This is a genomic window from Pantoea sp. C1E2, assembly GCF_056491465.1.
This window is the reverse complement of record NZ_JBSZHT010000004.1, coordinates 850149-862759: the sequence shown is the minus strand read 5'-3', so window position 1 is coordinate 862759 and position 12611 is coordinate 850149. Positions and strand designations below refer to the sequence as shown.

Genomic DNA, 12611 nt, shown 5'->3' with positions numbered 1-12611 from the left:
CGTCCGGCTATCCGGGCGTGCTTTGAATTCCACGAGACAATCTGTATGTATTTACGCAATACCCTTGGCGCTTTATTACTTTGCGCGATGTCAGCGACGGCGGCAGCAAGCGTCACGCTGTTGGGGAGTCGAATTATTTATCCGGCACCCGCCAGCTCCATCAATATTCAATTTAAGAATGACGATAGCATCCCCTATGTTATCCAGACCTGGTTTGATGATGGCGATATGGATGCCAAACCACAGCAGATTAATCACGTGCCATTTATTACTACGCCACCAGTATTTCGTATTCAGCCGAAATCAGGGCAGGTCGCGCGCATTGTGGTCAGCCAAACAGACAAATTGCCTCAGGATCGAGAGTCCGTTTACTGGTTTAACATGCTGCAAATTCCACCCACATCACAGGCCGCCACAGACAAAAATGCCATGACGGTGATGCTACGCAACCGGGTGAAATTGTTTTACCGTCCTGCCGCGATAGATAAACCGGGCAATATTTTATCGAATATTAAAGTCCGCACGCTGTTCGATCCCCATAAAGGCAGCGGATTACAGATCGATAACAAACAACCCTGGCATGCTTCATTCGTCGCCATATCGATGCGCATGACGGGAAAGAATTATGTGTGTGAACCCGTAATGGTTGCCCCCTTTTCAACGCACACCTGCTGGTTCAGCCATACAAAACAACGCTTACAGGGTGTAGGCAGCGTCAATCTCGACGCCATTAACGATCAGGGAGCCAGAATAAGTGAAAGTTACCCCATCAACTCCCAGTGAATTGAAACTCCCCTTATTCTTTTTGACCGTTTCATTCTATTTCTCAACACCCGTATATAGCGAAGAATATTATTTCGATCCCTCGCTATTTAAAGGATCCGCCTTCGGTCAGAACATTGCGCAATTTAACCAAAGCGACTTGCCGGCGGGTCATTATCTGGTCGATGTTTATGTCAATAATGCACTGGTGTCATCCAGCGTGAAGCTGGAATTTTTGCCCCCGGCACAAGGAAAAGAGGTCGAGCCATGCTTACCCTTTTCGCTGGTTAAAATGCTGCAATTAAAAAATGTTCCAACACAGCCAAAAGATCGCCAGTGCGCCCCGCTTGCTGACTGGACGCCACAAGGGAACTGGAATTTTGATGCCGCCGCGTTACGCCTGAATATCACGCTGCCCATGTCAGCGCTTAACCGCACGCCGCGCGGTTATATTCCGCCCGAACAGTGGGATGACGGGATGACCGCGTTATTTCTGCGGCACAACACCAACTACACCTGGACGGAAAACAGCGCGGCCGCCTACCGCTATCAATATTTGTGGAGTGGGATCACCGCAGGCACCAACGTCGCCAACTGGCAGTTACGTCATCAGGGCAATCTACGCTATCTCAGCAGCAGTGTGGGTGGCAGCAGCTATCGCTACAACAAGGTAAGAACCTGGGTGCAACGCCCATTGACGTCGATCAATAGCCAGCTTTCCCTTGGCGATAGCTACACGGACAGTTCGCTGTTTGGCAGCCTGCCGTTTAATGGCATTAAACTCGCCACTGACGAACGTATGTGGCCGCAAGGCATACGCGGTTACGCCCCGGAAATTCGTGGTATCGCCTCCTCTAACGCCCGAGTTGTGGTGAAACAGTTGAATAAGGTGATCTATGAAACCGTGGTGCCACCTGGCCCCTTTATCATTGATGATCTGAACAATACCCGCAGCCAGGGGGATTTTGACGTCGAGGTGATTGAAGCCAACGGTAAAATTGCTACCTTTACGGTGCCCTACTCCTCGGTTCCTGATTCGGTGCGTCCGGGCAACTGGCATTACTCGCTGGCGCTGGGCCGTGTGCGCCAATATTACGCCGTGAATAACGCTTTTTTTGAGGGCGTGATGCAGCGCGGCGTGAGCAACAGCTTGACGGCAACCGTCGGATCACGGCTGGCAGAAGATTACCAGGCCTGGCTACTGGGCGGCGTCTGGGCATCCGGAATCGGTGCGGTGGGTCTGAACACCACGTTTTCGCAGGCTAAGGCTGAAAATGATCAGCGCACCTCCGGCTGGCGTGCGGAGTTGAGTTACAGCAAAACCTTTCAGAGCGGCACCAATCTGGTGCTGGCCGCCTATCGTTATTCCACCCGTGGTTTTCGCGACCTGCAGGATGTATTTGGAGTACGGCGTCAGCAGCAAGCGGGCATTAGTTACTACTCTGATTCGCTTAATCAACGTAATCGCTTATCGGCCACCCTCAGCCAATCACTGGATGAATATGGTCTGGTGAGTTTAAGCGCCAGCACGGCCGACTATTACAATAATCAGTCGCGCATCACCCAGCTGCAGCTCGGCTATACCAACAGCTGGCGCAATATTAGTTACGGTATCAACGTGGCGCGTCAACGCACCTGGTGGAATACCCAGCAAGGCAACGTGAGCGTCAACGATAATGTCGACAGCAGCCGCCAACAGCGATACAGCGAAAATACCCTGTCATTCAATATTTCAGTGCCGCTTAACTGGGGCGCGGGTCTTTCGTCTGTGGCCTACAACTATAACCAGTCGAAGCAGAGTCAGTCTTCGATGGTTTCACTGACGGGGTCAGCCGGTGAACAGCGTGATTTCTCTTATTCGCTTTATGGCGGAACCGAACACTACCGCAATGGCATCAGCGGAGAAGCTAACTCTTTTGGTGGCAACCTGCAGCAAAACACCCGTTTCGGCGCCATCCGCGCCAACTACGGCCAGGGGGATCACTATCGACAAGTCGGTTTAGGCACTTCGGGAACGTTACTGCTGCATCGAGGTGGTCTCACCGCAGGTCCTTACACCAGCGATACGTTCGCGCTGATCCATGCGGAGGGCGCGCAAGGTGCGGCGGTGCAAAACGGACAAGGCGCAGTGATTGACGGCAATGGTTATGCACTGCTGCCTTCGCTCACCCCTTATCGTGAAAACACCGTCAGCCTTGATACGCTACACATGCGCGCTGATGCCGAATTAAACGGCGGAAGTCAGCGTGTGGTTCCTTATGCCGGTGCCGTGAGTCAGATTAGCTTTGCCACCTTACGCGGCACTGCCGTGTTGATTTCACTGAATACCACCGCAGGTCAGGCACCGCCGATGGGCGCTGAAGTGCGCGATGCCTCCAACACGGTGATCGGCGTTGTGGGTCAGGGAAGCCAACTGTATGCGCGCGTTCCCCATGATTCCGGCACTCTGCAAATCAGTTGGGATGGTCATGCCCAACGCTGTGCCGTCACTTATCAAATCACCGGAAAGTCGCAACAGGCGCTTATCCTCCTCAATGGTATTTGCAGGACGCTATAACTCGTGAAAATTAACTCTCTCCTGATTGTGCTGCTGATGCTGCCGCTGACGTTATGGGCGAACTGCATCAAAGTCACCAGCACCTCATCACTCTCTGCTGCGGCACTGGCAGCAGGCTATACCGCATCATCCTGGGCGGGTGCCTGTGATACCTGCTCCGGTAACCTGGGCTTGCCTTCGGTGATCAGCATTAATAGCGGGACATCCTTTCAGCCTGCAGGATCGTTGCTGGCGAGCTCGGTAGGTTCGTTTCTCAGCGCCGCCAGCAACACCGCTTACAGCCCGAATCAAATCCTCTACCGCTGTGCGGTGGCGGATGCAGGCAGTTTGTATGAGATGTACGCCACCAACGGTGACAGTGCTTATGCTGGCATGTATGCCAGCAGTGAGGTTAGCGGCGCTTATTACGATGTGGCGAAAAACGTGGCAGTGCGCATGACCAATCTGACCACCGGCGAGTATTACAGCCGCTACTGGAAGTCACGCCAGTTTACCGCTGACAGTTGGTACTCCGACGGCACCTACATTTATATTCCGGCCAGCGCGTTTAGTAACGTGCTGTACGAGATGTTCAAAATCAGTTCAACCAGCTATTACGCCAATGGCGATAACCGTTACAGCGATCTCTGGACGCAACCGCGCGGCTACATTGCTTTCAAAGGCCCAGGTCTGGATACCAACAGTCTGGCAGTGGGACAAGACAGCGCCAGCTATTGGTACGGGTTTTACGGTAACTGGCCCGCCGCCTGGAGTACGTATCGTAACGTAACCTATGTACGAGGCGCGCTCTGTGAAGTCCAGAACTACCCTTCTGTGGTGCTGCTGCCAACCATCAGCGTGAACGCGCTCAAAGCAGGCGGCAGCAGTCAGGTGCCGTTTTCCATCTCATTGCAGTGCGAATCGGGCGCGCGATCCAGTACCAGCACCTCCACCAGCAGTGCCGCCAATGTCGCGATGGGCTTGCTGGTGAATCAGCCCAATGCGGTGTCACAGGCGACGCAGTTGGGTTTGACCACCAGCGGCGGCGGACTGACCTGGCTGCTGGATAATCAATATGGCAGCAGCGGCGTGGCCTCGGGTGTGGGCATCAAAATCTATAACGCCAGTGGTGCTGCCATTAACTTATTGCCTAACCTCGCCAGCACCGGCACCGGGAATACACGCGGCTGGTATGCCTATACGGATCTCACCTCGCTGGTCTCTTCCGGCAGCAGCAATATTTACAGCGGTGATTTTTTGGCTTCGCTCGAAGCCTTAAGTGGACAAACAGTAACAGCAGGGACAGTCAATGCGCAGTTGCAAGTGGTGGTCAGTTTTCAGTAGCGCGTTGACGATGAGCAGCCTGTTATTTGCTGCTCACGCCTTGGCCGTGGTGAATCTCGATAGAACACGCATCGTTTTTAATGCCGGTGAAAGCAACCAGACGCTGAATTTAAAAAATGGTGCGGAATATCCCTCCGTGGTGCAGATCTGGAGCGATGACGGAGATTTGATGCAGTCTCCGGAACTGAGTACTGCGCCCATTTTTGCCATGCCGCCGATGATGAAACTCGCTCCCGATGAGCAACGTGCGATTAGTCTGGTGCTCACTTCGCGGCAGTCGTTGCCCGAAGATCGTGAAAGCCTTTACTGGCTGAATATTTATCAGATTCCCGCCTTGACCCGACACACCGGCGGCGCTGAACAAAAAATTCTGTTGCCGCTGCGGTTGCGGCTTAAGGTTTTTGTTCGACCTGCTGCGCTGGGTGCACCCCAGCCTGAAGATGTTAAGAAGCTGCGTTTTGTGGTGCACGATCGTCAGCTCAAGGTGGAGAATCCGACGCCCTGGTCTATGAGCCTGCGATTGAATATTGCCAATAAGGTTAAGGTTGATGATGTGATGGTGGCGCCGTTTGGTTCGTTCACCCTCCCCTTAACGCAACCGGTTAAGGTGGGTGAAAGCGTCACGTACGAGGTGTTTGACGATAACGGTAACCCGGTGGGTTATCAGAGCCATACCGGCATATAAGTTAGATTTCCGCGCCCTAATGGGCGCGGAAATGTTGCGTCATTCACGCAGCGTTTTTGTATGGATCGCGAACCTGAGATACCGCCAGTGCGCCGAAGAGCAATATTACCGATACCGCTAACAGTGCCCACATAAAGCCGCCTGACATCTGTTTAACGTAACCAATCAAAGATGGGCCAAAGAAGCCGCCCAGATTGCCCACCGAAACAATCACGGCTAACCCAGCCGCTGCGGCATTGCCGGTCAGAAAACCAGATGGCAGCGCCCAGAACGACGCCTGAAAGGCCAGAATGCCGCTGACAGTAATGCAAAGTGCCAGCATTTTTAGCACCGGCTCTGACACCACCGCGCTGCAAGATAACGCAATGGCAGCGATCACTAATGCGCCACTGATCCAACGAATGCGATGCGGCGAATGGTTTGCTCTTCGTGCCCAGAACAACATACTCAGTGCCCCGCAAACGTAGGGCAACGCGGTGAGAAAACCCGTCGCTGTGTGACTGACACCCATCTGTTTGATGATCTGTGGCATCCATAAGCCGACTCCAATCGAACCGACGATCCCGCAAAAGTTGATCAATGCCAGCAGCCACAGCAGCGGATTACGCATTGCGTGACGCATAGTGGCGCCATGTTTGGCGGCGATGCGCTGCTGTTCTTCATCCAGTCGGCGTTGCAACAGGCTTTTTTCATCGTCAGTCAGCCATTTTGCCTTAGCCGGTTTGTCGTCGAGGAAAAACAAACAGGCTATGCCGAGTAACACGGCTGGCACACCTTCAATCAAAAGCAGCCACTGCCAGTTACGAATATATTCATGGCTGGTAATCTGCATGATTGCACCCGAGATAGGGGCGCCAATGATGTTTGCCACCGGGATGCCCACCAAAAATGCGGCGGTGATTTTTGCACGCCAGGTACCAGGAAACCAGTAAGTGAAAAACAGATAGATGCCTGGCGTAAAGCCTGCCTCGGCCATGCCGAGACAAAAACGCGCGACGGCAAAGCTGGTTGGGCCGGTCACGAACGCCGTCGCCATCGAAATCAATCCCCACGAAATCATGATGCGGGCAATCCAGATGCGAGCCCCGGTTTTTTGCATTATCAAATTACTGGGGATCTCAAACAGGAAATAACCGATAAAGAACATCCCTGCGCCAAAACCAAACTGCTCCGCCGTTATCCCTAGATCGGCATTCATACCCAGCGCGGCAAAGCTAACATTGGTTCTGTCCAGGTAACTGATCACATAACAGATGAAAATGAACGGCAGAATTCGCCTGAATGCTTTGGCCGCCGCGTGTTCGCTGCGATCCATCTCTTGGGGATTCAGGGTTTTCTCAGGCGCAGCGGGCGCGCCTGGCATGGCATCAGGTACGGTATGCAGGGTCATGTGATGCTCCATGGTGCTCTGTGGCACCTGTTATTGTTAGCTTGCTGGAGTGGAACGGCCTGACAGCACTGCACCGGGATGGGCCATGTCGCAGGTCAGGATTGAGCCGGTGACCGACTCGGTGATAAACAGCTGCCGGCGCTCGGCACCGCCGTAACAGACATTGGTGGTCGAGCGCCCCGCTGGGCTGGTAATGATTTGGATAGGTTCCGCGAGCGCATTCAATAACCACAGGCGGCCTAACCCGGGATTGGCAATCAGCAATTCGCCTTCGGTATTGATGGCGAGTCCATCGGGTCCGCTCGGGCCATGTGAAGTGAAGAACTGCCCGACCTTGCTAACCGAACCGTCGTTTTGCAGCGGTACGCGCCAGATACAATTTCCGCGCGTCATCGCCACATACAGCAGACTCTCATCCGGTGATAACACCAGTCCGTTTGGGCTTGGGCAATTATCCAGCAACAAATCGAGACGACCTTCCACCGATAAGCGGTACACGCGTCCGGTAGGATCATGCAGACCCGTTTGCCCCTGATCGGTGAAATAGAGATTGCCTTGACGGTCAAACGTCAGATCGTTGACGCCTTTGAAACTTTCGCTGTTGCGACGCGTCAGCCATGGCGTGACGGTTCGGTCGATGAGAGAAAGTTTCATCAATCCGTTTTGGTAATCAGTGATCAGCAACGTGTCTTCATCCAGCAGCTTCATGCCGTTGGGTTCGCCCTGATACTGAACGATCAACTCCCACTCGCCCTGCATATCCACCCGAAAGATTCTGCCGTAGGGGATATCGGTGAGGTAAAGACAGCCTGAAGGATGCCAGACAGGCCCTTCCAGAAAGGAGTCAACAGCCTGACCACCGCGATTGGCTGCTGACCAGGCATTCGCCGGATCGTGTTTTCTGAAATGGTCGGGCAAGCGGCTGAACACCTCGGCCTGGCGGATTTCCGGTTGAGTCAGGCTGATCATGGTGACACACCCTCTTCCAGCGGCGTATCTGCCAGCGCCTGCAAAATATTCTGTGCCGCCACCGTTCCCATGCGGATGTAGGAGGCATCGCTCACGCCACCAATATGTGGAGAAAGGATCACGTTACTGATGCCCTGCCAGCGGTGCGGTGCCGTCAACGGCTCAACGCTGAAACTGTCCAATGCTGCCCAATGTAACCTGCCGGACTGCAGCGCATCAGCGAGCGCCGCCTCGTTGATTAACCCGCCTCGCGCGGTGTTAACCAGGATTGCGCCGGGCTTGCACTTCGCCAGCGTATCGGCATTGATCATTTCACGATTGGACTCTGTCAGTGGGCAGTGCAGCGACACCACATCAGCCTGCGCCAGCAGGGTTTCAAGGCTATTAACCGATTCACAGGCCGGTGGTAATTCACGCGCGAAAGGATCATAAGCCACGACCCGCATGCCCAATGCATTCCCGATCCGAGCCACGCGACTGCCGATCGCCCCCAAACCAATTAACCCTAATACTCGCCCTTCCAGTTCAATCGATTTGTGTGTCGATTTATCCCAAAAGCCTGCACGCAGGCGCGCATCCAGCGGCAACACCGATTTGGCACAGGCCAGGATCAATGCCCAGGTGTGTTCTGCTACGGCCGCGGCGTTAGCACCCGGCGCAGAACAGACACGTATCTGGCGTGCGGCGGCGGCTTGCTGGTCAATGACATCAATACCACTGCCGTGTTTGGAGATCACCCGCAAGGCCGGGGCGGCATCCATCACTGCTGCGTTGATTTTTCCGTAACGCACCAAAATCGCCACCGGATTGTGCTGGTGGCACAGGGCAATCAACTGCGTTTCTGTGGGTTGTTTACCCGCATATACCAACTCAAATCCACGGAGTATGGCTACCGCGTCGGCAGCGAGATCGCTGCCGGTAATCAGAATGACCGGTGGTTTCACCATCACAGCGTCTCCCCTTCTGCCAGCATGCCCGCCTGGCGCAGTGCGTTCTCAAGCCATGGCGCGCGCGAATCACCGGCACGGATGGCAGCAATGCGCTGGGTTTCGCCGTCCAGCTTTTTCTTCGCTAAGGCAATGATGGCCTGCACTTCATCACGTGGGATCACCACTACGCCATCAACATCTCCCACCACCAAATCACCGGCCTGAATCTGTGCCCCGGCAACGGAAATAGGATGATTAACGCGGCCTGGAATCAGTTTGGTGGGGCCACAAGGATTCAACCCTGCAGCGAACACTGGATAGGGTTGATTGCTCAGCATGTCGGCATCACGCACTGCACCATCAATGATGATGCCTGCAATACCGGAAGCCTCTGCCTGGGTCGCCATAATCTCCCCTAGCAACGCGCAACTGAGGTCGCCCTTGCCATCCACCACAATTACATCGCCCGGTTGGGCAATGGCCAGTGCAGCATGAATGGCCAGATTGTCACCCGGACGTACCTCCACGGTGATGGCCGGGCCCACCACTTTCATTTGCGGTGAGAGCGGTTTGATTCTGCCGTGCAGCGTGCCGCGACGCCCGGCAACATCCGCCAGTATCGCCGCCTGATACTCAGCAGCTTGTTGCACTTCTTCCGGGGTCACGCGGCTGATATTTCGTTGGATCATTGCAGTAGTGTGAGTGCTCATCTCTTCCTCGCTTTGTTTTACTGTGTAAAACACATGTGTACAATATAAAACAACTATAGCCAGGGCGAGGCAGATTTAGCCATAGCCTTAACGGCGTTTGTGACGTAAACACGAGGTGACTCACAAAAATTCAGGTACACTCGTTGTCGTTCAAAACAGGAGGAATGCATGGGAAATGAAGGCGTTATTGCGGTGGAAAAGGCGTTAGCGCTGCTGGACTGTTTCCGTCCAGGCGACGATAGCCTGACGCTGACTGCGTTGTCGCAGGCGTCGGGTTACCACAAAACCACGGTTTATCGCCTGATGAATTCTCTCGAACGAATGAACTACGTGGTACGCCATGAAAACGGTAGCTATGGACTGGGGCCACGCTTGCTTTATCTGGGCAAGTTGTATGAGCAATCTTTCCATCTGGCTAGTGTGGTGCAGCCCGAGTTGCAGCAACTGGCGTTGGCTACCCATGAGAGCGCCAGTTGGTATGTGATTGAAGGTGGTCAACGCATGTGCTTATTCCGCGCCGAGGCTTCGGAAGGTTTGCGGCACAGTCGTTTGCCTGGCACGATATTTCCGCTTGATCAGTCTGCGATTAGCCAGGTGCTGCGCTACTGGGGACAGAACGAAGCCGTGTTTGATGAGAATCCGCGCCTGCCGTTGTATACCTCTGGCGCACGCGATCCGCACACTGCCGCCTTCGCGATGCCGGTATTCGGCGTGAACGATAAATTGATTGCAGCCCTGGCGTTAACCGGCCCGGCCTCGCGCCTGATTGAATCGCGCCGTGACGATGGCCTGACCCAGCAAATGAGCCAGAGTGCCGCGCGACTCTCTTTGAAATTAGGTGCATCAAAGTTGTTTTGCAGTGCGCAATACGGTGAGGACGTACTGACAACCGATAACTGATGGTTGTGTCAGATAGCTTCCGGGCTCACCACAGTGTGCCCGGAAGTCTCACATTGAGTCAGTTCAGGATGAGTGACTCGACAAGCTACCTTCCGCCTTCTGGCCCTGCGAAAGATTACGCCCCATGATCACCACGGCAATCCCTCCCGCCAGACACAGCGCGGCCAAAGGCAACAGTGCCAAAGTATGACTACCGGTCTTTTCATTGATGATGCCGTAAGCATTCACCATCACCGCACCACCAATCAGATTGGCGATCGCCCCTATCGCCGCCAGCCCTGTTGCAGCGGATTGACTGCTCATCCATCCTGCCGCCAGTGCCCAGAATGGCCCTTTCATGGAATAAGCACCAACCAGAATCAGGCTCATGATAATGATGGTTGCTGGTAACGACAGGCTGATAAAAGCGGCGAAAATCCCTCCAGCGATCATGAACAACGTTAACGCCGTGTGCCAGCGTCGTTCGCCAGTACGATCCGAGCTACGTCCCCACACAACCATCAATACTGACGCCAGGCCATAGGGGATCGCATTGAGCATCCCGGTGGTGAGATTATCGAGCTGGAATGACTTCAGCAGTTGAGGTGACCAGACGCTGAGCGTCGTGCCGGCCGCAGACGCGCCTGAGTAGATCAGTGCCATCAGCCAGATATGCTTGTGCTTTAGCAACTGCCAGGTTGAGATATGACCGATGTTTTTTTGCTGCTGACGTTCGGCCTGCAGCGTGCCTTCCAGCCACTGCTTCTGCTCACCGCTGAGCCAACGCGCTTCGTGTGGGCGATTGCTCAGGACAAAATAAGCGGCAATGCCGAGCAATACGGCAGGCAATCCTTCAATGATGAACAGCAGATGCCAGCCGCGCAGTCCCATCCATCCGTCGAGTGTGAGTATCAATCCAGAAAGTGGTGAACCGATAAAGTTTGCCAGCGGGATCGCCACCATAAACGAGGCAATAATACGCGCGCGATAACGCGCAGGGATCCACCAGGTCAGATACAACACCACGCCAGGGAAGAATCCAGCTTCGGCGGCACCGAGTAAAAAACGCAGCACATACAATGAGGAAGAGGTCTCCACCAGCGCCATGCACATTGACACGATGCCCCAGCTAATCATGATGCGTGGGATCCACAAACGCGCGCCGACTTTCTGCATCGCCAGGTTACTGGGTACCTCAAACAGGAAATACGCCACGAAGTACAGACTACTGGCAAAACCAAAGGCGGCTTTGCTTAGGCCAAGATCTTCGTTCATCTGTAGCGCGGCCATGCCGATATTGCCGCGATCGATAATGGACACCAGATAGCTCACCACCAGGAACGGCAAGATGCGCCAGATTACTCGCCGCATGGTTTCGCGTTCCAGCGCCGAGACCGGCGTCTGTTTCAGTGTTTGTTCAGTCATTCTTTCCTCGCAGGGTCTGATTATGGTTATCAGGAAAAGACGCTTTGTTTTATTGTGTAAAACCAGGTTGTACAATATAAACTATCAGAAACGCTGCAAAGCAAACTGCCCCGTCATCTGGGATGCGGAGCGAATCACAAAATCGCCAGTGACTGTAGATTGAATTGTGATCGAAGGCAGGTCTTTAAAACGAAAAAACCTGCTTCGCTCCTTTGGGATGCTAAGCAGGTCGGCACTGCGGGTACGGGCGGAAAATGCTATTGGCTTTCGGCTACGCCACAACAGGTTTAGCGCTAAAAATATAAAAATAGGCCTCTAAAGAATAAGTTGACCCTCTTGCTTACGAATCGCCGCCAGATAGCAGCCGTACCGCGCGCTGTGGGCATGGATATAAGCCGTTTCAGGCATCTGCAACAGCGTTAACACCATAGGCTCGATATCTTCACCTGTCGCCAACTCCGCCGCGATAATGCAGTGTTCAACATTGAATGCTCGCAGTGAGAGTTGACGCTTAGCGAGATACTTCGGGATCTCGTTGTAGAAGAGGCCAGACTTTATACAACCTTCATGAATGAAGATGGCGTGCTTCCCATGGTAAGGCGATTGCGCAGGTTGATAAGTGTGATTGAGCAAGATTGCATTCTCGCCCGAGGGCACATCTTTCAACCCAATACGGTCAGGTAAAGCGGAGTCAGGACTGGCTAGCACCCGTCGTGCGTTGTGCTGTGCCAGATATTCATCATCCCGGCCGTACAAATGGGCAAAATCGCTGCTTTTCAATCCGCTAATGACATAATGCATACCGTCTCCTGCTTAAAATATGGGTCGTTCTGCAGTAAACGCGATCGCGCAAATCGTTGCTCGCTGGAAACGGACAGTGGATTATGTTTCATGGCCGCAACTGTGATAACCGCCTTAACGTCCTGAAGCAGGATTTGATACAGTAGACAACTTTGAAGTGCAGTATGTGCTTGCTTATAGG

11 protein-coding genes are annotated in these 12611 nt (G+C 53.9%); 5 read left to right on the top strand and 6 right to left on the bottom strand.

The genetic code is table 11. The features are described from left to right. Positions 1-45: 45 nt before the first annotated feature. The 4 genes from ACXI0A_RS25500 to ACXI0A_RS25485 are packed head-to-tail and all read left to right on the top strand — an operon-like array spanning position 46 to position 5327. Positions 46-783 carry a fimbria/pilus periplasmic chaperone gene (locus ACXI0A_RS25500; protein WP_476146168.1) on the top strand — a complete coding sequence of 246 codons (738 nt, stop codon included), beginning with the start codon at positions 46-48 and terminating at the stop codon, positions 781-783. Between the two features lies 1 nt (position 784). Then, entirely contained in the window at positions 785-3319 is a 2535-nt protein-coding gene (locus tag ACXI0A_RS25495; protein ID WP_476147135.1) for a fimbrial outer membrane usher protein, read from the top strand. 36 nt (positions 3320-3355) lie between these two features. Further along, positions 3356-4642 carry a fimbrial usher protein StbD gene (stbD, locus tag ACXI0A_RS25490; RefSeq protein ID WP_476147136.1) on the top strand — a complete coding sequence of 429 codons (1287 nt, stop codon included), beginning with the start codon at positions 3356-3358 and terminating at the stop codon, positions 4640-4642. A 10-nt stretch (positions 4643-4652) separates the two neighbouring features. Next, the gene (locus tag ACXI0A_RS25485) at positions 4653-5327 is read left to right on the top strand and encodes a fimbria/pilus periplasmic chaperone (RefSeq protein ID WP_476146169.1); all 675 of its coding nucleotides are present in this window, start codon (positions 4653-4655) and stop codon (positions 5325-5327) included. Positions 5328-5370: 43 nt separating this feature from the next. On the opposite strand, the gene ACXI0A_RS25480 is transcribed toward ACXI0A_RS25485, so the two are convergent. The 4 genes from ACXI0A_RS25480 to ACXI0A_RS25465 are packed head-to-tail and all read right to left on the bottom strand — an operon-like array spanning position 5371 to position 9325. Beyond that, complete coding sequence (locus tag ACXI0A_RS25480) at positions 5371-6717, bottom strand: MFS transporter (protein ID WP_476146171.1); 1347 nt, start codon at positions 6715-6717, stop codon at positions 5371-5373. A gap of 36 nt (positions 6718-6753) precedes the next feature. Beyond that, entirely contained in the window at positions 6754-7686 is a 933-nt protein-coding gene (locus tag ACXI0A_RS25475) for an SMP-30/gluconolactonase/LRE family protein (protein WP_476146173.1), read from the bottom strand. Next, positions 7683-8633: an NAD(P)-dependent oxidoreductase gene (locus tag ACXI0A_RS25470; protein ID WP_476146175.1), complete on the bottom strand. Its 951-nt coding sequence runs from the start codon at positions 8631-8633 to the stop codon at positions 7683-7685. The genes ACXI0A_RS25475 and ACXI0A_RS25470 overlap by 4 nt, the downstream gene beginning before the upstream one ends. Then, positions 8633-9325, bottom strand: coding sequence for an RraA family protein (locus ACXI0A_RS25465; protein ID WP_476146177.1), 693 nt, complete (start codon positions 9323-9325; stop codon positions 8633-8635). The genes ACXI0A_RS25470 and ACXI0A_RS25465 overlap by 1 nt, the downstream gene beginning before the upstream one ends. Before the next feature lie 168 nt (positions 9326-9493). On the opposite strand from ACXI0A_RS25465, the gene ACXI0A_RS25460 reads away from it, so the two are divergent. Beyond that, positions 9494-10225, top strand: a complete 732-nt coding sequence (locus tag ACXI0A_RS25460; protein WP_224932952.1) for an IclR family transcriptional regulator — start codon at positions 9494-9496, stop codon at positions 10223-10225. Positions 10226-10288: 63 nt separating this feature from the next. On the opposite strand, the gene ACXI0A_RS25455 is transcribed toward ACXI0A_RS25460, so the two are convergent. Both ACXI0A_RS25455 and ACXI0A_RS25450 read right to left on the bottom strand, forming a co-directional pair. Next, positions 10289-11629 (bottom strand): MFS transporter, encoded by a 1341-nt coding sequence (locus ACXI0A_RS25455; protein WP_476146179.1) that lies wholly within the window; start codon positions 11627-11629, stop codon positions 10289-10291. A 315-nt stretch (positions 11630-11944) separates the two neighbouring features. Next, positions 11945-12430: a DUF1203 domain-containing protein gene (locus tag ACXI0A_RS25450; protein WP_476146181.1), complete on the bottom strand. Its 486-nt coding sequence runs from the start codon at positions 12428-12430 to the stop codon at positions 11945-11947. Between the last annotated feature and the right edge of the window lie 181 nt (positions 12431-12611).